Below are 25,049 nucleotides of genomic sequence, written 5' to 3'. Positions count from 1 at the left end.
ACGATTATTAACCCCATCCCATTGCCGTGATGCAAGCCGACGGATTGAACGGTCAAGCAGCCCCAGCGGAAATTGCCCGCTTGCGTGATGAACTGCAAATGCGCGATCGCTTGGTACAGCAGCTTTCGCAGGAACTGTTCCGCTTGGTGAAGGGCAATGCGGGCCTGGTGCCCACCTCCGACCAGCCAGAGCGCCATCAGGCGGAATTGCAGGCCCTGCGCGATCGGGTGCGGGAAGTGGAAGAACAGGTGGGTTTTTATCAAGATCAATTGGCCGATCGAGATGCGGAAATCTACCAATTACGCCAGTCAGTGCAAGAACTGGGCGATCGCAGCCGGATGTTGGAGCAAACGATTCAGGAATTGCCCAACGTCTATCGCTCCAAGTTTGAAGACCGCCTGAGCGCCATCAAAGAGCGCGTGAGCCAACTGCAACAGGAAAACCGCAACCTACAGGCAGAATTGCAAAGCGTCAGCTATCGACTCGCGGTCAGCAGTCGTCGCCCCGGCAGTCTTGACCTCCCCGAATTTGCTGGCGAAACTCCATGACCTGTCTAAGAGTTTGGATCGGTCGGGCGGATTTGCTGGCCGCTGGGGATTGGCTGTCGGTGGCGCTCGATCGATTGAAGTCCGTGGCGGTTGACCTACGGCTTGACCCGCAGATCGTTGTGGTGGGTGATGAAACTCCTTTGCCCGGCGGCCCGGGGGCGATCGACTGTCCCCTAACGTTACGAATCCTGGAGGATGATCGCTTTCCGGCGGACTGGGTTCACCGTTCCACCTGGGTGACCTGCGCGGCGGCCGAGAGCTTGCGATCGCGGGTGACGGCGGAATTAGATTGGCCCAACGGCGAGGGTCAGTTGTGGCTACCCCTGATCGTGACCGCCAAGGGGCCTCTGTATGGTGAAGCGATCGCCCTCGATGCGGAATCTGGCTCAACGGGTCAGTTCCTTCAGCCCCATCACCTGTCCGATCGCGATCGACAGGCGGCCTATCGGCTGGGCTTTGAGCTAATGAATTGGCTCCGGCTTCCCCCCGGTTTGTATTTGATGCAATTCGGGTTCGATCGCCCGGACAAAGATCCAAATCCCGTCTATTTCGATCGGCTGTTACCTTTCCCGGCGGCCCCCGCGATCGCCAGCATTGGAGTCCAAACGCCCGACCTGTTTGAGTGCCATCTCCGTTGTTTGCTGCATCAGCCGCTCCGGGAAGTCGCTATTCTATAGCCATTGTCTTTAGCTGATTGACGCTTGGGCTGATTGACGATTGGTGCAATTCAGTTCAATTCAATGCAGCTCAATTCAACTCAATTCAACACACTGCCTCCTAGCCCCGCGAACTGGGTGATCGAGTCCTTCCCAATTCTGGGCAATCGATCGCCAGGTTGAACCTGATCCCATGGCAATTCAACTTTGAACCGTTTTGAGCATCTGTAGCTGGGCTAAGTAGAAACAAATCATGAACGCAGAGGGATTCGTACAACTGAGTTGGGCGATCGGCTCGATCGTCCTGGCCGAAATCGTGCGCGATTTTTATCATGTGGCCGGCCACTATTGGGAACCGCTCCAACGGGCCCACAACATGCACCACAAGGTCTATCGCCGTGACCTAACCATCAGCAGCCTTGATGCCTATTACAAAGCTCAATTGGCCAACGATGCGCCCGAAGCGGCCACCATGGCTTCGGTGGTGGGACTGACGGCGGCGGTGTCGGGTCAGTGGGGAATGTGGCTGGGTTGCATCTATTCCCTGGGCTTTTTAGCCACGGCGATCGCCCGATCGCGCGGCTACCTGATGGAAACCGACCTAACCCACAAGGCAGGCGATCTGGATAGCAACCCCTCCGTCTGGACGGTGAATCGTACTTACCATTGGCGACACCATTTTGATTCGGGCAATGCCTATTACTGTGGGTCTTTGACGTTTGTGGATAAGCTGCTGGGTACAGCCCTGTCCCTGAAGGGCAAAACAATCGCGATTACCGGGGCATCGGGCAGCATGGGCCGGGCCCTGATTGCCGTGTTGCAAAGCCGAGGGGCGAGGTTGGTGGCCCTGACAACGCGCGAGGGAACCACCTTTGAGGGCAATGTGCGGGTGGTCACTTGGCGATCGGGCGAAGAGGCGGCCCTGCGCGAAACCCTGGCCAATGTGGATATTTTGATCATCAACCATGGGGTAAATCAGGGCGATCGCTCGGCGGCGGCCGTGGCCCAAGCGCTGGAGGTAAACACCCTGTCCGCTTGGCGGTTGATGGAACTATTTTTTGAGACGGTCACCAAGTCGGAACACCGGGCCCTGAAGGAAGTTTGGGTCAACACCTCCGAAGCGGAAGTGAACCCGGCGTTTAGCCCCCTGTATGAGCTATCGAAACGGGCGATCGGGGATTTGATCACCCTGCGGCGCTTGGATGCGCCCTGTGTGGTGCGGAAGCTGATTCTTGGCCCGTTCAAGAGCGATCTCAACCCGATCGGGATTATGTCGGCGGGGTGGGTTGCACGGGCGATTGTGGCCTTGGCGGAACGGGATGTGCGCAACATCATCGTGACGATCAATCCCTTGACCTATCTGCTCTTTCCGATCAAAGAGTTGGCAAAATCGCTCTACTTCCGTGCCTTCGCCAAGCCCGATCGCGCCTAGGTTGCTGCTTAAAAACCCCCATCCAGCCTGATGGCCAACTGATGGCCAAATGCTGGCCGGGTCGATCGACCCCGTTCACCCAATCGGCATGATTGGGGCTAAAGGGTAAATCAAGAAGCCGCTTCGGTGCATTGGTAGTGGCGTAAACGATAGCCTGTGGGTCGGCGGCGTTCCTTCGCTCGCTTGCACCCATAGGCTTCCAAGTCCAAGGCGGGCGACAGGTCAACTGTCCACAGGTCAAAGGGGCGGGCCTGCTGCTGAATCACTTGGGCTAAGGGAGCCTGGGCATCGGCCCGATCGCTCGCCTCTTGCAGCATTAAAAATTGCGGGGCGAATTGGGGCGAATTTGGGGACTGGGCCGGGCGCTGATGGGTTGGTGGCGCTTGTCGCCGTTGCCACTCGTAGGCGATCGCCACCGTGCCGCGAATTTCGGCATAGGTTTCAATGTGACTGACGAGCAAGGGGGTATGGGTCGATCGCCCTTCGATTTGATCCCACAGCCGATCGACCTGCCGCGACTTCAAAAATCCCCAATTGTTGGCCACCGCCAAGCTCCCCAACAGACTGACGACCAGGATCGCGACCATGGCCGATCGCCCCGACCCCTGCCACCGCCCGATCGAAAGGGGAGCGCGATCGGCCGATCGCTGACCCAGGGCCAACCCCACCCCCAAAACCACCAGTGGGAAATGCACAAACTGGTATCGGGGAGCAACGCTGAGGTCACCCCGATCGCTGTAAATCGACAGCAGCATGAGCACCAACGGCCCCACGATCCCAATGCTGATTGCCCACCACAGCGGCGCAGGACGGGCCAAACCCGATCGCCAAACGGGCCCAATCATCCGCAGCAGCAATCCCAAAACGGCCAACAGGGCGATCGCGCTGCCCAGGATTACCGGCAGGGGCTGCTGTTCCACTGGCAGTAACACCACCATGATTGCCAACCAAGCCAGCAACCGCAGGGGCGGCAAGAACCATTCCGCCGGACTCAGATCCTCCCGAATCCAAGCGGTGAGTTCACTTTCGGAGGCTCCCGCCATGGCCGGCAACCAAGCGGCCGCCAGGGCGATTTGGGCCAGCGCAATCACCCCCATCACCCGCCAGGGCCGTCCCCGAAGGATTGACCACCCCTGTGATCGCCCTTGGCTCCAAGCTAACCAACTGATCGCCAGCCCCTGGGCCGCAATCCCCAACAGACAAAAATAGTGAGTGGCCAGGCTGAGGCCATTCCCCAGCACCCAAGCCATTCCCAAGCCCCAACCGGGCGATCGCCCCTGCTGCAACCGATGAACGGCTCCGAAGGTGGCGGCCCAAGTGCCGATCGCCCACAGAATGGCTAGGGTGTAGTGTCGGGCTTCTTGGGCCATGGCCACCCCATAGGGCGACAGGGCTAACAGGGCCGCCACTCCGTGGGCCATCCAAAGGGCCGCCACAGGCCGATCGGTGGGCTGTGGGGTTGCTGCGCCGTCTTGGGGGGGAGCCAGGTGACCCGCCAGCCATTGGGCAAGCCAGAATCCGGCGGGAATTGCCAAACAACCCAACAGGGCACTGAGCGATCGCGCCGTGGCCAAGTCCACCAACCCACCTGCTGGGGTGAGCGCCCTCAGCCAGCCATGCATCAACCCAAAAAAGAGGGGCGGATGGGTGCTTTGGGCCGCTAAACGGGCGATCGTTTCATCCAGCCCCACGGTGGGTTGTACTCGTAATGGTTCCAAGAGTTCCGCCAAGCTGACCAGCCGATCGAGTGGCAAATGATCAAACCCGTTGCCCAGCCCGAACCCGATCGAGGCCACTTCAATGCTGGATGGCGGTTTGCCCCCCAAATTCCAAAACCGCACCAGGGCCCCCAGCAATGTCCATCCCAGGACGGCCCAACCCGATCGCCAAAAAGCAACCTGTCCGATCGCCCCGAGCCTGGTTGAGAAGCCTTGCGGGCCGCGCCATTTGCCAATCATGGCTGCTGAGGATCCTGGGGATCCCGTCGATCGCTCAAGTTTTGATTGCTCAGGGTTCGATCGCCCAGGGTTCGATCGCCCAAATCGAGCAGCAAGGAAAATTTCCCCGACCAGGATCCCAAATGCACCAACAACGCCCACAAAAACAGGGTGGTTCCCAGCATTTCCGCCACCTCTTCCACCACCGTCAGCAGGGCATAGGTCAGGTTTTGTTGCCCCTGATCGGCGGAATAGGCTCCGCCCACCATCTCCATCAGCAACGCCCCCGAAACATACAAACAGCCCGCCAACAGCGATCGACCGCGTAACTTGGGGGGGAGCTGTCGCCAAAAGGGCCAAAATCGCCAAGCCCCCCAACCCACGGCAATCGCCGCTGGAATCACCCAAATTTGCTTCAAAAAGCCCGGCAACCCTGCCCATTTCGCCAAATCGGGCAAGATCAAAATTTCATGGATGCTGAACCACTCATCCAGGGCCAAAAAGGTGAAAATGCCACCCAACAGCCGCCAGGAGGGGGCCCAGCGATCGCCCAAGGCGGCCGCTCGCTGGCCGATCGCCCGGAGCAACAGAGCACAGCCCCCTAACAAACCCGTGGAAAACAACGAGGGCAGGTTGTATTCCCGATCGAGGTTAAACAGCCTTGTCCAGCCTTCGCGATAGCCAAAGGCATATTTCGCCACCTGCACCGCCGTTCCCGCTAGGGTCAACAGCACCACCGCGACCAACAACCAACCCAGCACCCGCCGCGCCGACAGGGCAACTTTCAACTCCATTACTGCGCATCGCCCGATCGCGACCAGAGAGGGCCCCCAATTATAGGCAAGTGCGCTATGGTTGCGGCTCCAGGGTCATTTCTAAGTTACCGGTCATCAGGGCCGTGCCCACGCCGGGTAACCCTTCCATTTCCGATCGCACCTTCAGGGACAGATTCGATTGGGTGGGAACCACACGGTTGAAGTTCATCTGAATTTGACCCGAACCATTGGCCTGATACGACCGTAGGGAAGGGGCTTGCTCCGGGGCCAGACCGGGAATGGTGAGTTTTTGGGGTGGAGCCGTCTGCTCGGCGGTCACGTTCAACACCACCCGATCGGGCGTGATTTCCACCACCTGATAAACCGCCCGCTGCTGAATTCGCAGCCCCCCGGATTCAATTTCCGTGACACTTTGCCAGCGCCCTCCCACCCCAATCGGCTCGGCGGGAAATTCGATGTTGCTGTTGCGAATCGATTCGGTCATTTGGCCAAGGCTGGCCTGCAAAGGGGCCGAAAGCTCACCGTCCGCCAGCACATTCACCTTCGACAGTTTTCCCCGATCGTCCCCCTCCACCTGAATTTGAATTCGCTCCAGTTCTCGGGCGGTGCTGTCCATGGCCTGCTGCACGAAGGACATTTCCGGCGGCGCAATCATTTCGATCTTGGGATAGCGCAGGGTGTAGCTCACTTGGCCATCGCTGGCCACCTGATTGATGGTGATTTCCGTCAGCAGGCGCATTTCCGGCACGGGCATCGGCATCGGCTGTTGGCCCGCCAGGGTCAGTTGCATTTGGCTTTTCATCACCAATAACGATCGCTGCTGATCGCCCTGCTGAAGGCGCAATCGCAAGGACTGCCGATCGCCCTGACCCGTTTCTAGCAGGGTGATTTGCGGTGGGGCAATTTGTGTTTGCAGCGTCATTTCCGGGCGAGCGGAGCCGGTGCTCCCTGGGGCGGTGGGGGTGTTTGCCCAGGCGGCGGGGGCGGTGATCGGCGCGATCGCCATCAACAATCCCAGCGCACGTCCTTGCCAGCGCGATCGAGCCATGGTGTTTTTCCTGGTGTGAAATTTTGATTGGAATGATTTGAAGTCAGGGCGCGAGATTTCGATCTCAACGGCGGGGATGGGCACGACTCTGAAACCCGTTTCCACCATAGCAACCGACTTCAAGGAACGGTCGGCGGTTCCGGTGGCTTGCTATTCCCTACTCATTCGTGTTGTTGATTCTCTTTTTGATTCTTGTTGGAGGATCGAGGCGATCAAGGGGACTCTTTGGACGAAACCTCGATCGGGATGGGAGCCAACTTGGGATGAATCGATCGCAATTTCTGGGCAATCACCGCCCGCTGATTCACCAGGTAAATGCTAACCAGCGTCAACAAAACACTCGCCGTTTGCACCGTGCTGAGCACTTCCCCCAAAAACCAATTGCCAAACAGGAGGGCAAACACCGGCGTGAGAAAGGTCAAAGCGCTGAGGCTGGTGAGGTTCCCCTTGGAGGCAAAAAAGAAAAAGACCCCATAGGAAACCGCGCTGCCAAAGAGTGTGGAATAGCCGATCGATCCCCAATCGGCCAGGGTCAAGCCTTGCCATTGGCTCACCTCAAATGCTGCCGACAGCCCAAACAGGGGCATTCCGCCAAAGACCATGTGCCAACCCGTGGCCACCACCGGATCCACATACTGGCTCACTCGCCGCACCATCACCGTCCCGATCGCCATGGACAGGGCCGCCAACAGCATCCACCAAAAGCCACTGCCCCAGAGGTTATTCAGCAAGGCCGCTAGCCCCTGCCCGATCGCCCCGGAATCCCAGCCGATCGCCCCGTTTTGCCAGAGCGCTTGCCAGGCCGTGCCGTTCAACAACTGCAAAATCCATTCATCGGGCAGCCCCACACCGGCAATGCCCACCACCCCCAACAGCAGCCCCAACCAACCGAGGGGCCCGATCTGCTCCCGATAGAGCCAGCGGGCCATTAGGGCCACCGCCAGGGGCTGTGAGTCAATGGTCACGGAGCCTAACCCGGCTCCCGTGCGGGCCAAGCCTTGGGCCAAAAAGCCTTGGAACAGGGCCCCATCCACCAGGGCAAAGGCCGCCACCCAGGCCCACCCGACCCAACTGATCGGTTTGAGGCGATCGGTCAGGGCCGCCACCCCCAAAATCAACAACCCCGCTGGCACCAGCCGCAACCCCGCCAAGAAGAAGGGTGTGGTGTGGTCAAGGGTGCCTTTCATGGCCACCATGGCTGTGCCCCAAAAGAAAAAGGGCGAAATCAGCAGCAGCCACCCCCACCAGGATTGCAGCGATGATTGGGGATTGACGGGTTGGGCGGTCATGGCTGGGATCAATCACTTGATCAATAACTTTAAGAAATATTAACTAAACCCTAGAATTGTATCCACTCCTTTGGTGTCGAGACGGCAATTCCCATGTGGCCTTTCAAGCCCAATACTCGTAAACAACTCGCGCGCATTGAAATCTCCGGGGCGATCGCCGGGGGCACTCGTCAACGGGTGCTGAAGGCCCTGAAGGTGGTGAAAGAGCGCAAATATCCCGGTTTGTTGCTGCGGATCGATAGCCCTGGCGGTACGGTGGGAGATTCTCAGGAAATCTACAGCGCTCTGAAAGAATTGGGCGAAACCACCAAGATCGTGGCCAGTTTTGGCAATATTTCCGCGTCCGGTGGGGTCTACATTGGCATGGGGGCGCACCAGATTGTGGCGAACCCCGGCACTATTACCGGCAGCATCGGCGTAATTATCCGAGGCAACAACATTGAATCCTTGCTGGATAAGGTGGGGGTTTCCTTCAAGGTGATTAAGTCCGGGCCCTATAAGGACATCCTGGCGTTCGATCGCCCCATGAGCGACGAAGAACGCCAAATCCTGCAATCCCTGATTGACAGCAGCTATCACCAGTTTGTGCAGACCGTGGCCCAATCGCGCAATTTGCCGCCGGAAACGGTGCGCAGCTTTGCCGATGGGCGAATTTTTACCGGAGAGCAGGCGAAGGAATTGGGCTTAATTGATCGCCTGGGCACGGAAGAGGATGCCCGCCGCTGGTTGGCAGACTTGACCAAGCTGGATCCGGAGAAGGTGGTGGTGCAAACGATCGAGGAGCGCAAACCCCCCTTAGCCCGGTTGCTGAATTCCGATGGCCGGGCCCAGGGGCTGATCGGCCCTTGGATGGGGTCTCAGGTCGATCGGGCCCTCAGCACCCTGGACTTTGAGTTGGCCACGAACGGTGTTCCCCTCTGGCTCTATCGCCCCTAGACGCACGGCATCCTGGGCGCACAATCGTGCATCCTCCATGCCAAATCGCAATCCGGGTATGGGCGCACCCGCACCGCCTTGCGCCCTCCGGTTACGTCCCAATTACGCCCCAAGTCATTACCGAAAGTCATTACCGAAAAAAGCGGGTTAGGCGATCGCCGCCGTTTGCAAATCCAACACCGTTTGGCGGGCCCAGCGATCGGCCTCCAGGATGTCTTCCAAGGTCGGCTGGGTTCGATTGTCCGCCCGGTGGCGATCGCAAGCCTTTTCAATCAGCTTCGGAATATCCAGGAAATGCACCTTTTCCTCCAGGAACAGGGCCACCGCCTGCTCATTGGCCGCATTCAACACCGCTGGCATGGATCCCCCGGCTCGACCCGCCGCATAGGCCAAATCCATGCAGGGATATTTTGCGCGATCGGGCGCACGGAACGTTAAATCGCCCGCCTTCACCAAATCCAACGTTTCCCAATTCGTATAAATCCGCTCCGGGTAGGACAAGGCATAGAGCAACGGCAGCCGCATATCTGGCCAACCCAACTGAGCCAACACCGATGTATCTTGCAGCTCAATCAGCGAGTGAATAATGCTTTGGGGATGAATCACGATATCAATGCCGTCATAGTCCATCCCAAACAGGAAATGGGCCTCAATCACCTCCAACCCCTTGTTCATCAGGGTGGCTGAATCCACCGTGATCTTGCGGCCCATCGACCAGTTGGGATGCTTCAGCGCATCGGCCACCGTCACTTGCGCCAGCCGCTCCACCGGCCAATCCCGGAAGGCCCCACCCGAAGCCGTCAGCAAAATGCGACGGAGGCCCCCCTGAGGCACACCTTGCAGGCATTGGAAAATGGCGGAATGCTCAGAATCGGCCGGCAACAACTTCACCCCGTGCTTTTGCACCAGGGGCAACACCACCGGGCCACCCGCAATCAGGGTTTCCTTATTCGCCAAGGCGATATCTTTCCCCGCTTCGATCGCCGCGATCGTGGGCAACAACCCGGCACAGCCCACAATCCCCGTGACCACCACCTCCGAATCCCCGTAGCCTGCCACCTCCACGATGCCCGCTTCTCCGGTCACCAGTTGGGGTTGGGGATCTAAATCTGCGATCGCCTCTTGCAGTTCCGCCAGCTTGCTCCCATCCCGCAACGCCACAATTTCGGGCCGAAACTGTCGCACCTGTTCCGCCAATAGGGTCACATTGCTGCCCGCTGCCAGACCCACCACCCGGAATCGATCGGGATATTGGGACACAATATCCAGGGTTTGGGTTCCAATCGAGCCGGTGGAACCCAGAAGAGTAATTGCTTTCACGGTTTCTAAACCCATTTCTTTGAAACTCATTTCTTTGAAACTCATTGATTTTGGAATGGCCCGTTGCGGTGGATGGCTGTTATTTTGAATGGCTGCGGGTGGGTTACTGTGGGAGCTGCTGTGGCGTTGAGCAGATTCCTCCCAATATTAGGATGGTGTGCGCCAGGGGCGATCGTTCGTGTTCTCACGCCCGATATATGTCCCCGATCTATGTCAAAAAAGGGGGGAATCGATCGCAAAATTCATCCCTCTGCGATTCATCCTCAACGGCGCGAGAGGCTCGGCAATATGCCACGCTTTAGGGGCAAGCCCAACCCGTGACCTCGATGCTGGGCCTTGCTGTTTTTGTGCCATTGCCCGCCTTGCCGATCGTTTTGTCAAACTCCGCATCTTCACAACCCTGCCCTTGTTGCCATGTTGAGCCGTCCCGATTCCAACCCCACGCCCCCACCCCCACCATTTAAAAAGAAAAATGGGGGGCCGCGGCCATCCCTCCAGCGCATTGCCGCCACCCTGCAACTGGGCGGTTGGATTGGGTTTTGGGTGCAATTAGCCCTCGGGTTAGCCGCCATTTTGTTGTTGCTGATTGCCGTGCCGGGGCTGGCGGGCCAAGGGGCGGCCCAAGGGGTCAGCATCGGCATTTTTTGGGCCACCTGCGGCGTGATTGTGGCGGCATTCAACACGGTTTTATCCTTTCGATATACCCGAATTGCCAAGGGATTAATTCATAAAACCAACGAACCGCAACCACGCAAAACCGAAACCGTTCAATTGTTGAGAATGGGCGTTTATGCGGGCATGATTGGGGTGGTTTTAACCCTGATTGGCTCCGGTGTGGCGGTCTATGTTTTGGTTTCGAAAGCAGTATCCCAGCCGGCCGGGGTAGCCATTACCGACCCCACTAAAATTGTCCGGCCCTTGGATGTGTTTGTGGTGGTAGCTAATTTGGCGGGAATTTCTGCCAACTTTATGGGCATGGTGATTTCCCTGTGGCTCTATGACCGAATTGATCGCCCTTCCAGTTAAGAAACTGATGCATCGATTAGACGGACAAAAACACTGATCTCATTGAGAAGATTTTTATGGAAAGTGGCATGAATTTGGATTGGCTGTTGGGTGCTTTGGCCGGTGGAATTGTTTTGGGTGGGCTTTGGATGTTGGCCAGTGGAATGCAAGCGATGAATGATGAGCAAAATAAAAAATCCAAATAATCAAAAAGAGTGATCAAGAAGAGTGATTAAGAGGAACGGTTGAGAACAGCAATTCTGAGAAATTGCTGAAAAGTATCCATTTCAATCAATCATTCACTCTAGTCATCAATCTCAGTAAAATTAACACTGACAATCAACAACCCAAAACCATGAGCAACGCTGACAACTTTCGGATTGAGAAGGATTCGATGGGGGAATGGCAAATCCCCGATACGGTCTATTACGGGATTCAAACTTGCCGGGCGATCGAGAATTTCCCCATTAGCGGCCTTAAACCGTTACCCACCTATGTTGATGCCTGTTTGCTGATCAAAAAAGCCACCGCGATCGCCAATGCAGAGTTGGGCTGTATTTCGGAAGAATTAGGCCAAGCGATCGTGCAAGCGGCCGATGAAATTTTGCGAGGTCAATTGCGCGATCAATTTGTGGTGGATGTTTACCAAGCGGGGGCCGGCACTTCCCATCACATGAATGTGAATGAAGTTTTGGCCAATCGAGCCTTGGAACTGTTGGGCGATCGCAAGGGCAACTATGGCCGCGTCAGTCCTAATGATCACGTGAATTATGGGCAGTCAACCAATGATGTGATTCCGACGGCCATTCGGATTGGGGGGCTGTTGGCGCTCGATCGTACCCTGTTTCCAGCCCTCAAAAAGGCGATCGCTGCCATGGAAGCCAAGGCGATCGCTTTCCAAGAAATTGTTAAATCTGGTCGCACCCACTTGCAGGACGCAGTGCCCGTGCGATTGGGCGAAAGCTTCCGGGCTTGGGCTTATATTTTGCGCGATCATGAGCGACGAATTACCACAGCAGCGGAAGATTTGCGCGTCTTGGGATTGGGCGGCAGCGCTGCGGGAACCGGGATGAACACCCATCCGCAATATCGCTTCCGAGTCGCTGAATTACTCTCAGAATTGATTGGGCAACCCTTACGATCGGCTCCCCATTTGATGGCGGCCATGCAAAGTATGGCTCCTTTTGTGAATGTGTCCGGTTCGATTCGGAATTTGGCTCAGGATTTGGCCAAGATTTCCCATGATTTGCGCTTGATGGATTCGGGGCCCAAAACCGGATTTAAGGAAATTCAATTGCCGCCTGTGCAGCCAGGATCGTCAATCATGCCGGGTAAATATAATCCGGTGATGGCGGAGATGACTTCAATGGTTTGTTTCCAAGTGATGGGCTATGACCAGGCGATCGCTCTGGCAGCCCAGGCGGGGCAACTGGAATTGAATGTGATGATGCCGTTGATTGCCTACAATCTGATTCAAAGTATTGAGATTTTGGGCAACACGATCGCCGCTTTGAGCGATCGCTGTTTGGTGGGCATTGAAGCCAATCCCGATCGCTGTTTGCACTATGCTGAAGGAAGCTTGGCCCTGGTGACGGCGCTGAATACGCACATTGGCTATTTGAATGCCGCTGCGATCGCTAAAGAATCCCTAGAAACGGGTAAATCTCTGCGCCAATTGGTTTTGGAAAAAGGGCTAATGGATGAGGCCCAGTTGGCAGAAGTATTGGATTTGGAAACCATGAGCCAAATGCCGAATCCAACGGCCTAGGGTTTGAACGGCTCGATCGCCCGAATTGTGCTTTGGATGGTGCAGTTGGCAGCCCAGTTTTGAGCGAAGTTGCTAACGGTGCGATCGAGCCGTTTAGATGATTATCCTGGATGATTGCCAAGGCTAATTTACCTCGGCCTTGATTGACAAATTCTGGTGATTCTGGTGATCAACTTCAGTGATCAATGTAGGTCTTGAGTCATGCTTCTAGTTTCTAAAATTAGGTAGATTAACCGTGGATCCAAAGGCGATCGAGATTTATTTTCCCTGCCGACAATTTACAAAACCAACCGGCGGCGTACAGATGATCTATCGCCAGGTGGATTTGTTGAATCAGTCGGGATTTTCCGCAGCGGTTTTGCACAGAGAAGCGGAATTTCGTTGTCAGTGGTTTCCCAATAAAACACGCATCCTCGGGGGAATTTTGACCATTAACCCCGATCGCAGCATTGTGGTTGTGCCCGAGGTCTATGAACAGGCGGAATATGCCAAGCTGCCCAAAGATATTCCCTTTGTGATTTTTAATCAAAATGTCTATTACACATTTGAAAAATTTTCAGTGAATTTTAAAGACGAATATTTGCCCTATGCTGATCCAAATTTATTAGGCGTGATTGTTGTTTCTGAAGACAGCAAAAACTATATTCAAACGGCTTTCCCGCAAGTTAAGGTTCACCGGGTTCGGTGTAGCGTTGATCCGGAGTTATTTTATTTTCCTGAACGAAAGAGCAATCAAATTTGCTTCTTGGCGCGCAAAAACCTCAAAGATGTTCAGCAGGTTTGCCAAATCTTGCGCCATCGCGACCGGCTCCAGGGATTTCACTTGGTGCGAGTGTTGGATTTGCCGCAGGCGAAATTAGCAGAAATGATGCGAAATTCGGCAATTTTTATGAGTTTTGGTGATCCCGAAGGGTTCGGCTTACCGGCGGCGGAAGCGATGGCGGCGGGCTGTCTCACGGTGGGTTACCACGGCCGCGGCGGGCGGGAATTTTTCAAGCCGGAGTTTTCTTACCCGATCGAGCGGGGCGATATTTTAGGATTTGTCCAGGCGGTTGAACAGGCGATCGATGATTGGGTTAACCGTCCCGAGGCCACGATCGCCAAGGTCAAACAAGCATCGGCCTATATTCGCAACACCTATTCTTTGGCTAATCAAACGGATGATGTGGTGGCAGCTTGGTCAGCCATCCTAGGGCGTTTTCCGGGGCAATCTTTACCCAAGCCCCCTAATGTCAGTCAACCAACCCAGGATTCCAGTCAACCAACCTATGATTTAAATCAGGCGATTGCTCCGCCCTCGATTATTTTCTAACCCCATTTCGACCCTTAATTTCGATCATTTCGATCCCTCTTTTCAACCATTGCCCCCCAAAACACCAGGAGAAATGCCGATGGTTCCCGTTAGCTTGCTCAGTGCCACTAGCTATGATTTGGATCTGTTGCGCGAAAAAGTTGTGGCCCTGTTGGAACCCTTGGGCGGGATGGCGGCCTTTGTACAGCCGGGCGATCGGGTGCTGTTGAAACCCAACCTCCTGACCGGATCGCGACCCGCCAAAGAATGCACGACCCGCCCCGAGCTGGTGCAGGTGGTGGCGGAGTTGGTGTTGGCGGCCGGTGGGCAACCCTTTCTGGGCGACAGTCCCGCCTTTGGCAGCGCGGCTGGCGTGGCCAAGGCCAACGGCCTGGCTTCGATCGCCCAACGCTTGAACATCCCAATCGTGGAATTTCGGGGCCAGCGCTACGACAGCCTCAGCGGCGAATTTGGTCACTTGCGCTTGAGCAAGGAAGCCATGGATGCAGATGTGGTGATTAATTTGCCCAAGGTGAAATCCCACTGCCAATTGACGATTACGCTGGGGGTGAAGAATCTGTTTGGCTGCGTGCCGGGCAAGCTGAAGGCCTGGTGGCATTTGGATGCGGGAAAAGATGTGGCTCGGTTTGGGCGCATGTTGGTGGAAACGGCGCGGACGATCGACCCCGACTTGACGATCGTGGATGGAATCATTGGCCATGAGGGCGACGGCCCCAGCAACGGTGAACCGCGCCTGTTGGGGGTGTTGGGTGCGTCGGCTAATGTGTTTGCGCTCGATCGATCCTTGGCGGACATCTTGCAGGTGGATCCGGCAACCGTGCCCACCTTGGCGGCGGCGGGAGCCTTGGGCGTTTGTCCGGCCCCGGAACAGGTGACCTATCCTTTGCAGCGGCCGGCGGACTTGGCGATCGAAGATTGGCGCTTATCCAGCTTCCTGATGCCGATCGATTTTGGGTTGCCTCGGGTGATTCGTTCCACCTTCAAGCACCTTTACATCAAGCTGTTTAAGGAACGCTTTGCCCCGGCGGAAACTTCGGTGCGATCTTGAGCTATTCCTAGCTGCTCCTTAACTGCCGCTAGTTTTTGGTTATTTTCCGGTTGCTTTCCGGTTATTTTCTGGTTTTTCTCTGGCCTTTTCCAGTTGTTGCATGGCTCCTTTTGCTGACGAAACCCTGCTGTTTGAACCCGCTGAGCCGTTGCCCCAGGCCCTGCCCACGGTGTTTGCCTTTCCGAACACCTATTCCGTCGGCATCACCAGCTTGGGCTATCAGGTGGTCTGGGCGATGTTGGCGGCGCGGCCAGAGTTGGCCGTGGCACGGTTGTTTACGGATGCACGGGAGCCATTGCCCCGATCGCCCGCCCTGGTGGGGTTTTCCATGTCCTGGGAACTGGATTACGTCAATGTGATGGCGTTGCTGGAGGATTTGGACTTGCCGCTCCATGCGGTCGATCGCACCGATGAGCACCCGATCGTGTTTGGGGGCGGGCCGGTACTGACGGCGAATCCCGAACCCTTCGCGGCCTATTTTGACGTGGTGCTGTTGGGTGATGGGGAAATTTTGATCGATGCCCTGGTGAATAAGCTGCTAGAACAGCGCGATCGCCCCCGGGCCGATCGATTGGAAGCCCTGGCCCAAGTGCCGGGTCTGTATGTGCCGCAACTGTACGCCGTGGAGTATCACGACCCCACGGGCCCGATCGCCGCCATTCGGCCTCTGAGCGATCGGATTCCCGCCACCGTCAGCAAGCAAACCTATCGTGGCAACGCCCTTTCGGTGTCCACGGTGGTGACTCCGCGCGCCGCCTGGGAAAACATCTTCATGGTGGAAACGGTGCGCAGTTGCCCGGAACTGTGCCGGTTTTGCTTGGCCAGCTATCTCACCCTGCCCTTTCGGACGGCGGACTTGGAAGGCTCCTTGCTGCCGGCCATCGATCGGGGACTGCAAGCCACCAACCGAATCGGCCTGCTCGGCGCTTCGGTGACCCAACATCCTGAATTTGACAGTCTGCTCGATCGCCTGGCCGGAACCGCCTACGAACAGGTGCGGCTCAGTGTGGCTTCGGTGCGCACCAACACGGTCACGGAAAAGCTGGCCCGCGTTTTGGCCAGCCGCGATTGCAAATCGATCACCGTGGCCGTGGAAAGCGGTTCGGAAACGGTGCGGCAAATCATCAACAAAAAGTTGGCCACCGAAGCGATCGAACAGGCCGCCGTGAACGCCAAAGCGGGCGGCCTCAGCGCCCTCAAGCTTTATGGCATGGCCGGCATTCCCGGAGAAACCCCCGACGACATCGAAGCCACCGCGGCCATGATGCTACGGCTCAAAAAAGCCGCCCCGGGCCTGAAATTAACCCTTGGTTGCAGTACCTTCGTGCCCAAAGCCCATACCCCTTTTCAGTGGTTTGGGGTGAATCGGGATGCGGAAAAGCGATTGAAATTGCTGCAAAAGCGCCTGCGTTCCAATGGCATTGACTTCCGCCCCGAGAGCTATAACTGGTCAATTATTCAGACGCTGATTTCCCGGGGCGATCGCCGGTTAACCCCCCTGTTGGAACTGGTGCGAGCCTATGGGGCGGGCGACACGGACAACCCCGATCGGGTATCCCTGGGCAGTTACCGGCGAGCCTTCAAGGAACTGCGCGATCGAGTGCCCCCGCTGGATCATTATGTGTTTCGCAACTGGGATTTAGGGGAAGTGCTGCCCTGGGAACATCTCCATGGGCCTTTGCCCGCCGCCACCCTGAAAAAACACCGAGCGGAAGCCGTGGCCCTAATGCCCGATGCTGCCGTGATTTCGCCGTGATTTCGCCGTGATTTCGCCGTGATTTCGCCGTGATCGCCCTTGCCTGGATTTTGTTTGGACTAGCGATCAATCAGCGATGGGATCACGACTCCCTTGCTGCTTCGTTGCCGAACATTGCGGGTTGTTGATTTTCCGTTACCGGGAGCGATCGCCCATGAAACAATAAAAACCGCACGTCAATGCTCAACGCCCGCCTGTTGCCATGACCCTCGCCTCATCACCCTCCGAATCCGGTCAAGCACCCCTCGGCCACAAAAAAGCTCGCGCCCTCAAGCCCGGTAGCCGTCGCCCCGCCAAGGATTTGTGCAGTGAATGCGGTCTGTGCGACACCTACTATGTGCATTACGTCAAAGAGGCCTGCGCCTTCATTAATCAACAGATTGCCGAGCTGGAAACCCAGGCCCACGGCCGCAGCCGCAATCTGGAAGTCGAAGATGACATCTACTTCGGCGTGCATCAGGAAATGATGGCCGCGCGCAAAACCGAGCCGATCGAGGGGGCCCAATGGACCGGCATTGTTAGCTCGATCGCGATCGCCATGCTCACCAGCGGCAAAGTGGAAGGGGTCGTCTGTGTGCAAAACACCCCGGAAGACCGCTTCCAACCCCAACCGGTGATTGCCACCACCCCCGAAGAAATCTTGGCTGCCCGGGTGAACAAACCCACCCTTTCGCCCAACCTGTCTGTTTTGGAACAGATTGAACAATCGGGCATGAAGCGGTTGTTGGTGATTGGGGTGGGCTGCCAAATTCAAGCCCTGCGAGCTGTCCAAGACAAGCTAGGCCTCGAAAAGCTCTATGTGCTCGGCACGCCCTGCGTGGACAACGTGACCCGGGCCGGCCTGCAAAAATTTCTCGACACCACCAGTCGATCGCCCGACACCGTGGTCTATTACGAGTTCATGCAGGATTTCCGAGTGCATTTCAAGCACGAAGACGGTTCCACGGAAACAGTGCCCTTTTTTGGCCTGAAAACCGATCAATTAAAGGACGTGTTTGCCCCCTCCTGCATGACCTGTTTTGATTACGTCAACTCCCTCGCGGATTTGGTGGTGGGCTATATGGGTGCGCCCTTTGGTTGGCAGTGGCTGGTGGTGCGCAATGAAACGGGCCGCGAACTGTTGGAAATGGTGCGCGACCAAATCGAAACCCAACCGGTGATGTCCCAAGGGGAGCGTCGGGCCGCCGTCCAAAACAGCATTCCCGCCTATGACAAGGGGGTCACGATTCCCATGTGGGCGGCTAAGTTGATGGGTTTGGTGATTGAGCGGGTGGGGCCCAAGGGTCTGGAATATGCTCGTTTCTCGATCGACTCCCACTTCACGCGCAACTATCTCTACGTCAAGCGCCACTATCCCGAAAAGCTCGCGGAGCATGTGCCCGCCTATGCCCAAAAAATTGTGGAGCAATACCAATTACCGGACTAGAACCGATCGTCGGATAGTTTGAAATCTTGATTCCACCCTGACGCGATCGCGGGAATGAGGGACTTAAGAGCCGGTGCGCAAATTTCCATCCAACTTGGGGGATGGAGACGGCGAACCCGTGGGTTTCTGGGTTGTGGGTAGTTCTGCTTCGATGCGGTGGATCGATCGCCTGAACCAGCGCCACTTGGGAGCCACCAACACCCGATAGCGATTGCCCACCTTCAGCCGATCGAACGGGGTTTCGAGCGGCAGCCAATCCCCGCGCTTGGGCCCCTCAACCCACAGCTTTTCGCCCGTCTCGATCGTCACCCGATATCGATATCGGTATTCAGTCACCCGGCGCGATCGCTTCACGGTTTTGCCGTTTTCTTCAACGGTTTCCTGCTTCGAGGTGCGATACCGCTTCAGCAATCGTTCTTTGGCCACCACGGCGATCGGGATGGTTTCCCCAGCCAGCGTGAAATAGCTGAACTGTAACCCCCCCAGCAGCACACTGAGCAGGACAAGCGCGATCATGCCGCGCCCATATTTGCGAATGAAGGGATGGTCAGTCAGCCAGGCGATCATGGTTAATCCCAGAGTGAGGGGAACTGGCTCAGGGGTTGGTGGGTGCTTGGTTCGGAATCAACAGCCGCAGGGTTGAAAAGCCCAAAACCAGTAGGAATAACACTAGCCCGATCGCGCAGGCATAGCTCATTTCTAGGTTTTCAAAGGCCTGTTCATAGAGGTAATAGACCACGGTTTTGGAGCTGCTGCGGGGGCCGCCTTGGGTCATGATGAACACTTCTTCAAAGACCTTGGTGGCGGAAATGGCGGAAATGGTGGCCACCAACAGCCAGTAAGGGCGCATCAACGGAACCGTAATATCCCAATGTTTGCGCCAACCATCGGAGCCATCGAGGGCGGCAGCTTCGTAAAGGTCGGCGGGAATGGCTTGCAGTCCGGCTAAATAAACCACCATGTAATAGCCGAGGCCTTTCCAGACCGTGACGGCCATGACGCTCCAAAGGGCCCATTGGGGACTGGTCAGCCAGGGAATGGGACGAGAAACAAGGCCAAGGCCGGTGAGCAGTTGGTTCAGCAGGCCATTTTCCGCATACATCCAATTCCAGGCAATGCCGGCCACCACACTCGACACAATCACGGGCACATAATAGGCGGCGCGAAACCAACGGATCCCCGCTAATTTTTGGTTCACCAAAATGGCCAAACCCAAGGGGGCGATCGTCAGGATGGGGACGACGGTTAATAGGTAGACGATCGTTTGGCCCAGGGTTTTCCAAAACAGCCGATCGCTCCACAGGCGCAGGAAGTTGGCCCCGCCCACCCAGCGCGGCGCTTCGGTCAGGTCGTAGTCATAGCGCGTGAAGCTGAGGTAAAAGGCTTGCAAGGCCGGGTAGAAGGTGGTGATGGTCAGGACGACCAAGGCCGGCAGCAGGAATAGATAGGGCGTGAGCAGGGCCCATTGGCGATCGCTCAGGGATTTGCGGGGTAACTGGAACATGGGCAAGGTTCCCAGTATGTGGACTGTTGAATTGCACTGAATTGAACTTCTAACTTTTCGTTTTTACCGGCTGCTTTCCTTTTGCTTTTTACCTTTTACCCTTTGCTTTTTACTTTTTGCCTTGTGCTCTTCGCTTGTTAATTAACGCACCAGAGGCGATCGCTTCCGTTTCAAAATTTCCCCATAGAGGGCTTCGAGTTGGTTGAGGTTGCGATCGAGGGTGTAGCGTTCCAAAACACGCTCCCGGGCCCGCTGGCCCAGCAAGGCGGTGATTTCCTCATGTTCTGCCAGCATGGGCAGCAAGGTTCGCAATTGTCCATAGACTTTTTGCGGATTGAGGCGAATTCCGGCTCCCTGTTCGATCGCCTCGCCATCGGCCCCCACCTCCGTTGCCATGCAAGCAACCCCGCAGGCCATCGCCTCCAGCAACGAGAGGGACAACCCTTCAACTAATGAGGGCAGCACAAACACATCGGCGGCCCGCAAGATGTCGATCCGGCGACTTTCGTTAGCCACATAGCCCATCCATTCCACCCCATGCTCGGGGCCATAGAACGTTTGGAGGGAGGTTTTCAGGGGGCCGCTGCCAACGATCGCCAGTTTGCAATGGCTGGGCATTTTCGCTTTTTTCCAAGCCTTCAGCAGGGGTTCAACGTTTTTCTCTTGCGCCAGACGGCCCACATAAACAAACAGGCGATCGCACCCCAATTCCCGTTTCACAGGCGAGGGGCCGGGGGCATATTTGAGCACATCAACCCCATTGGGAATCACCGCCACTCGATCGCCCTCAACCCCCAACTTAATCAGCATGTCGCGCTGAATTTGGGAGAAGACGATCGTGCAGTCATAACTGGCTAAAAAGGGTGCATAGAGTTGATAGGTTAATTGTTGAGTGCCGGAGGTGAAATTACGCAGTTTTTGATCGAAAGCAGGGTGAAAGGTGGAAATTAGCGGCAATTGTAATTCGTCGCAAATTTCTGGCAACACAAAATCCAACGGCGAAAGGGTCAAGGATGCATGGAGCAAATGGGGACGCAACCGGCTGAGAGATTGCGTCAAAACTTTGCTGGCCCCAAAGGTGGGCAACGTATAAATTTGGGATTTATAGAGATAGGGAAGCGGGACTTCTTTCACATCCCGCTGCGCTTCGTCTTCGGTTTCTTCTTCTTGGGCAAAGTGTAAAAAGCTCACCTCATGGCCCCGATCGCGTAATGCGTTCGTGATCTCTCGGCTGTAGGTGACGTTGCCGCAAAATGGAGATCGTTTACCCAACCAAGCGACGTGCATGGAATCCGAAAACCTGAATTAGCGAGAATGATTGGGCTAATGAATTGGTGAATTCACCCAATCAAGAGGAACTCAACAGCGGAAATTTAACAGCAGAGATTTAAAAACAAGAATTCAACAACAAGAATTCAGTAACACAAGTTCAACAACACAAACTCGGCAGCAGAAATTCAGCAACGGAAATTTAACAACACAAACTCAGCAACACAAACTCAGCAACACAAATTCAAAAACAAGATGCATACCGGGAGAATGCTTAGGTTGATCGCGGCAAACTCGTAACGGAAATATACCAGGTTGCTACGCCGCCTGCGATTGCCAAAACGGCCAACAACAGCAGCACCGCAGGCAACCCCCAATAGGCTTCGGCCACGCTGGAGAGGGCCAGGGGCAAACTGAGGGCCACGTTCACAGCGTTGTTTTGTAAGCCAAAGACTTTGCCGCGCATTTCTTCGGGGGTTTCGTGCTGGATGGTGGTTTGCATGGGGATGCCCACGAAGGCGGCGGCGGCTCCCAAACAGACGATCGCGGTCACTGCGCCCCAGAGGTGGGTGGTGGTGCTGGCGAGGGCCACGAGGGCCGCTCCCATGCCAAAGGAACCAAAGAGGGCCGATCGGGTGTAGGGCCAGCGGCTGCCAAATTGACCCAGCAGCAAGGCTCCCACCCCCAAGCCCGCACTCCCGGCCGCCAACAGCAACCCAAATTGGGAGGCTTTGATGTTGGGGATCACTTCCGCCATCCGCACGGCCAAAACCGCCAGGGCCGCGAAGATCGAAAACAGGATCGTGAGTTGAATCAGGGCGTTGCGGATCACGGGGCGATCGAGCAGATAGCGAAACCCGTCGCGCAAATCTTCCAGGACGTGGGGGCGTTCGATCGTTTTGTCTTCGGGAGCTTCGCCGGTTTTCATCCACAGCAACAGAGCGCCCGCGATCGCGTAGCTGCCGCCAATTAGCAGTTCTTGGCCCAGGTTTTCCCCCAGCCCCCAACGGGCAACCAGATGATTAGCCAGGGCCAGCAGCGGTTCCCCCACGGCAAACCCCACGATCGTGGAGGCCATCATGGTGGTGGTGTAGAGGGAGTTGGCCGACAGCAGGTGTTGCGGCGGCACGATCAGGGGAATGGTGGCTTGCTCGGCGGGGGCAAAGTATTGGGTGAGGGTGGAAACGCAAAAGGTCATGGCCAACAGGGCCCCAAAGCCGATCGGGATGCCCATCACCTCCGGGCCGTCGGCCGTCAGGGCCAACACCACCGGCAAGGCCAACACCAACAGCCCGCGCACCACATTGGTGACCACCAGCACGGTTTGTTTTTGCCATCGATCGACATAAATTCCCGCCAGGGAACCGAACAACACCGCCGGAATGGTGAAGGCGATCGTGATGGCGGAAACCCAGCCGCTGATGGTTTGGCCGGGTTCTTGGAACCGGGCAGCCACGATCGCGATCGCCATGATCAGATAAACCTTATCCGCCAGTTGCGAAAACACCTGCCCACTCCACAGGGCCAGGAAGTTGCGATTTTTCAGCACCGGCAAGAATCCCGTTTCTTCGGGATCGGCGGGGGCGGGTTCGAGTCCTTTTTCCTTGGCCAGGCGAGCTGCCTCGATTGCTGCCTGGTCATGGCCCGCCCCATGCAGCACCAGTTCAGCCAACTCGTCCACCTCTTCCGTGAGCCGTTTTTTCAGGGGCAACGGTTGGGGGGCCGGCTGGCTCTTGTGCAGTTCCGCTGGGGGCGTGTCGGGTTGGGACGAAGTGGGGGACATGGGCGATCGGGGAAAAGATGGCAAGCGATGGAATCGAGTCGGCAACGGGCCCTAAACCGGTGGTTTGTGGAGAGTTACACCAAAGCAGGCGGGGCCAGGGCCGTGTTCAGGTAGGTTTCCAGGGATTTGGCCGATCGAATCCCCTGTCCAAAATGATATTGGGCATAGTGCCGTAACAGACGCTCCAGCCGCTGCCAATGGCGCAGGGGATCGGCCAAGGTTGCCCGATCGCCCGGTGGTGACGCTGCAAATAAATCATTTAGGCTTTGCCACTCGGTGGCCGTTAAGCGCAAGGGCGAAAACTTGACCGAGACTCCCGAACTGGGCAGCACTCGTGTGGGTTGCCGCGCCGTCAACCAGGCCATCGCCTCCGGATTGTCCAGGGCTGCCAGGTCGATCGCCCCGCCCGCAGCGGCACTGAATCCCACCCGCCAATGGGGATCTGTCCAATCGGGGGCGATCGGGCGTTCCGTTAGATTGCATTGGCCCAACTGCGGAGCCACCCCCGCCACCGCCAACAGGCGACCAATCCCGGCGCAGAGGATTGGCAACAACTGACCCAAGGCCGCCACCCGATCGCTCGGTAAAGGCAGCACCTCCAATGCATGGAGATCCTCATTCAGGGTGGTGAACAGATCCGGTTGAGGATGACCATCCAACGCCTGAGCCAAGGCCAACTCGGCCCAATATTGAGCCGTCATCAGCTTCCCCAAATCCCTTGTTAGGCCCGCATAGGCCGTGATCGATTGGGCTTGGGCAATGCGATCGAGACTGCGCCCTCGGCCCACCAACAGCTCATTCACCACAAACAAATTGCTGCGGCCCCCAATTTTCGATTTTGGCTTGCGTGCGCCGGGGGCCACCGCCCGAATTAACCCAAATTCCAAGGTCAAAATTGTGAGCAACAGATCCGACTCCCCCAAAGGCACGCCCTTGAGGTTAATGCCCGTCGCCTGGTAGGTGCGGGAATGGTTCATGCGGTGGGCGGCTCCTCCGTTTCAGCAGCCCAACCGGCCGAGTGATCGCGTCGCAAGAAGTCCACCCCGCGTGATGTGCCCAAACGGGTGGCCCCGGCTTCAATTAGGGCGATCGCCTGATCCGTGGTGTGGATGCCGCCGGCCGCCTTAATCCCAATCTGGCCCCGGGTCCAATCCTTCAGCAACCGCACATCCTCGATCGACACGCCCCCATTCCAGCCCGTGTGGGTTTTCAGGAATGCCGCCCCCGCATCCATGGCAATTTCCACCGCCAATTGTCGCTCTGCCGACTCCAGCAGCGACCACTCCAAAATTACCTTCACCAACGCGCTGGCGCTGGCCATCTCCACAATTTCCGCAATTTCCCGATGCACCGCGTCAGCCGCACCGGCCTTCAGCCAACCCAAATTCAGCATCACCTCCAACTCCCGCGCCCCTTGCTCCAGGGCTTCTTCCGCCTCTGTGCATTTGGTTCGGGTGGTGGTGGCTCCGGATGGAAACCCGATCGGGCAAATCACCACCGGTCGCCGATTGTGCAACAACGACACCGCCTGGCGCACGTGGGTGGGCATCACACAAACGCCCGCAAAACCGAAGCGATCGGCCTCTGCGCACCACTGCTCCACATGCTGCGGCCCCGCCGCCGGGTGCAACAGCGCATGGTCAATGTATTGGGCCAGGTCAATGGTTTCAGCCAGACGCTGATTCGTCTGTTCGTCAAAAGCAAGGGTCATCAAGGTTAATCCACGTTAATCCACTGGATCCACCGATCCAAAGGCAGGGCCACAACGGTCAGGATTTCCCTATTTTGTCGCAGATTTGGTGCGATCGGGCCGCCCCAGCCCCATCACCCGCTGGCCTCATCCCGATCGGGCGATCATTCAACCTACATTTCGGATTCAGTTGGTTTGCTCCTCAGCAAGGGGTTAAATCCCAATCGATAAGGTCACAATTCCTAGTGATCTCGATCAATATCCCAGGTGGTCGCAATTCCCTATACTTCTCAGACCTCATTAAAACTCGAAGTTGATGCGTTAATCGGCACTCAAAAATATCAACACTGACAATGACTTGACCGTTCACTAATCAGCCTTGTCAACTGCTCGATCGCGCTTATCCTCTTGGCCAGATCAGTCCAAGACTGACTGATCAATCATTCATAGATCAGCAATTCACGGATCAATCGCCACGGATCATCCTGAATTCTCATGCTAGCTGATGAACAACCAAGAAACCCAAGGTAGCTTTCGATCACAGCC

The 25,049-nt window shown here is 56.6% G+C and carries 22 protein-coding genes; 11 read left to right on the top strand and 11 right to left on the bottom strand.

From position 1 onward, the window contains the following. The first annotated feature begins 29 nt into the window (after positions 1-29). The 3 genes from H6F46_RS04620 (at position 30) to H6F46_RS04610 (ending at position 2,636) form a co-directional block, all read left to right on the top strand. Complete coding sequence (locus H6F46_RS04620) at positions 30-548, top strand: Npun_F5560 family protein (protein WP_099532763.1); 519 nt, start codon at positions 30-32, stop codon at positions 546-548. After that, a complete protein-coding gene (locus H6F46_RS04615; RefSeq protein ID WP_190353750.1) occupies positions 545-1,225 on the top strand; it encodes a hypothetical protein in 681 nt (226 codons plus the stop codon). The genes H6F46_RS04620 and H6F46_RS04615 overlap by 4 nt, the downstream gene beginning before the upstream one ends. 232 nt (positions 1,226-1,457) lie before the next feature. Next, entirely contained in the window at positions 1,458-2,636 is a 1,179-nt protein-coding gene (locus tag H6F46_RS04610) for a bifunctional sterol desaturase/short chain dehydrogenase (protein WP_099532761.1), read from the top strand. Positions 2,637-2,746: 110 nt separating this feature from the next. Here the strand turns inward: H6F46_RS04610 and H6F46_RS04605 are convergent, their stop codons facing one another. The 4 genes from H6F46_RS04605 to H6F46_RS04590 form a co-directional block, all read right to left on the bottom strand. After that, the gene (locus H6F46_RS04605; protein WP_190353749.1) at positions 2,747-4,594 is read right to left on the bottom strand and encodes a hypothetical protein; all 1,848 of its coding nucleotides are present in this window, start codon (positions 4,592-4,594) and stop codon (positions 2,747-2,749) included. Then, complete coding sequence (locus H6F46_RS04600) at positions 4,591-5,367, bottom strand: hypothetical protein (RefSeq protein ID WP_190353748.1); 777 nt, start codon at positions 5,365-5,367, stop codon at positions 4,591-4,593. Before H6F46_RS04600 ends, H6F46_RS04605 begins: the two co-directional genes overlap by 4 nt. A 55-nt stretch (positions 5,368-5,422) precedes the next feature. After that, entirely contained in the window at positions 5,423-6,397 is a 975-nt protein-coding gene (locus H6F46_RS04595) for a hypothetical protein (protein ID WP_190353747.1), read from the bottom strand. A gap of 212 nt (positions 6,398-6,609) precedes the next feature. Further along, a complete protein-coding gene (locus tag H6F46_RS04590; RefSeq protein ID WP_190353746.1) occupies positions 6,610-7,686 on the bottom strand; it encodes a DMT family transporter in 1,077 nt (358 codons plus the stop codon). Between the two features lie 93 nt (positions 7,687-7,779). Between H6F46_RS04590 and sppA the strand changes: the two genes are divergently transcribed. Continuing rightward, positions 7,780-8,622 carry a signal peptide peptidase SppA gene (gene sppA / locus H6F46_RS04585; protein WP_190353745.1) on the top strand — a complete coding sequence of 281 codons (843 nt, stop codon included), beginning with the start codon at positions 7,780-7,782 and terminating at the stop codon, positions 8,620-8,622. Between the two features lie 147 nt (positions 8,623-8,769). Here the strand turns inward: sppA and dxr are convergent, their stop codons facing one another. Continuing rightward, complete coding sequence (dxr, locus tag H6F46_RS04580; RefSeq protein WP_190353958.1) at positions 8,770-9,942, bottom strand: 1-deoxy-D-xylulose-5-phosphate reductoisomerase; 1,173 nt, start codon at positions 9,940-9,942, stop codon at positions 8,770-8,772. A 414-nt stretch (positions 9,943-10,356) separates the two neighbouring features. On the opposite strand from dxr, the gene H6F46_RS04575 reads away from it, so the two are divergent. The 7 genes from H6F46_RS04575 to H6F46_RS04550 all read left to right on the top strand — a co-directional run bounded on the left by H6F46_RS04575 (position 10,357) and on the right by H6F46_RS04550 (position 18,257). Continuing rightward, positions 10,357-10,968: a DUF3611 family protein gene (locus H6F46_RS04575; RefSeq protein WP_190353744.1), complete on the top strand. Its 612-nt coding sequence runs from the start codon at positions 10,357-10,359 to the stop codon at positions 10,966-10,968. Between the two features lie 56 nt (positions 10,969-11,024). Next, positions 11,025-11,153: a hypothetical protein gene (locus tag H6F46_RS19530; protein WP_255508890.1), complete on the top strand. Its 129-nt coding sequence runs from the start codon at positions 11,025-11,027 to the stop codon at positions 11,151-11,153. 149 nt (positions 11,154-11,302) lie between these two features. Then, positions 11,303-12,715 (top strand): aspartate ammonia-lyase, encoded by a 1,413-nt coding sequence (locus H6F46_RS04570; protein ID WP_190353743.1) that lies wholly within the window; start codon positions 11,303-11,305, stop codon positions 12,713-12,715. 235 nt (positions 12,716-12,950) lie between these two features. Beyond that, positions 12,951-14,027: a glycosyltransferase family 4 protein gene (locus H6F46_RS19525; protein WP_190353742.1), complete on the top strand. Its 1,077-nt coding sequence runs from the start codon at positions 12,951-12,953 to the stop codon at positions 14,025-14,027. Positions 14,028-14,106: 79 nt separating this feature from the next. Continuing rightward, complete coding sequence (locus tag H6F46_RS04560) at positions 14,107-15,075, top strand: DUF362 domain-containing protein (protein ID WP_190353741.1); 969 nt, start codon at positions 14,107-14,109, stop codon at positions 15,073-15,075. A gap of 100 nt (positions 15,076-15,175) precedes the next feature. Further along, the gene (locus H6F46_RS04555) at positions 15,176-16,831 is read left to right on the top strand and encodes a radical SAM protein (protein WP_190353740.1); all 1,656 of its coding nucleotides are present in this window, start codon (positions 15,176-15,178) and stop codon (positions 16,829-16,831) included. 202 nt (positions 16,832-17,033) lie between these two features. Next, complete coding sequence (locus H6F46_RS04550) at positions 17,034-18,257, top strand: Coenzyme F420 hydrogenase/dehydrogenase, beta subunit C-terminal domain (RefSeq protein WP_099535028.1); 1,224 nt, start codon at positions 17,034-17,036, stop codon at positions 18,255-18,257. A 63-nt stretch (positions 18,258-18,320) separates the two neighbouring features. Here the strand turns inward: H6F46_RS04550 and H6F46_RS04545 are convergent, their stop codons facing one another. The 6 genes from H6F46_RS04545 to deoC form a co-directional block, all read right to left on the bottom strand. Then, positions 18,321-18,824: a hypothetical protein gene (locus H6F46_RS04545; protein WP_190353739.1), complete on the bottom strand. Its 504-nt coding sequence runs from the start codon at positions 18,822-18,824 to the stop codon at positions 18,321-18,323. A 28-nt stretch (positions 18,825-18,852) separates the two neighbouring features. Continuing rightward, on the bottom strand, positions 18,853-19,761 hold the full coding sequence (locus H6F46_RS04540) for a carbohydrate ABC transporter permease (RefSeq protein WP_190353738.1): 909 nt from the start codon (positions 19,759-19,761) through the stop codon (positions 18,853-18,855). A 141-nt stretch (positions 19,762-19,902) separates the two neighbouring features. Next, entirely contained in the window at positions 19,903-21,048 is a 1,146-nt protein-coding gene (locus tag H6F46_RS04535; RefSeq protein WP_190353737.1) for a glycosyltransferase family 4 protein, read from the bottom strand. A gap of 256 nt (positions 21,049-21,304) precedes the next feature. Then, positions 21,305-22,813 (bottom strand): MFS transporter, encoded by a 1,509-nt coding sequence (locus tag H6F46_RS04530; RefSeq protein ID WP_190353736.1) that lies wholly within the window; start codon positions 22,811-22,813, stop codon positions 21,305-21,307. A 74-nt stretch (positions 22,814-22,887) separates the two neighbouring features. Further along, on the bottom strand, positions 22,888-23,790 hold the full coding sequence (recO, locus tag H6F46_RS04525) for a DNA repair protein RecO (protein WP_190353735.1): 903 nt from the start codon (positions 23,788-23,790) through the stop codon (positions 22,888-22,890). Next, positions 23,787-24,524 carry a deoxyribose-phosphate aldolase gene (deoC, locus tag H6F46_RS04520; RefSeq protein WP_190353734.1) on the bottom strand — a complete coding sequence of 246 codons (738 nt, stop codon included), beginning with the start codon at positions 24,522-24,524 and terminating at the stop codon, positions 23,787-23,789. Before deoC ends, recO begins: the two co-directional genes overlap by 4 nt. Positions 24,525-25,049: the final 525 nt, after the last annotated feature.

It is taken from the genome of Limnothrix sp. FACHB-1083 (genome assembly GCF_014696485.1).
GTDB lineage: Bacteria > Cyanobacteriota > Cyanobacteriia > CACIAM-69d > CACIAM-69d > CACIAM-69d.
Note: the sequence above shows the minus strand (reverse complement) of the source record. Positions and strands in the feature narration are given on the sequence as shown.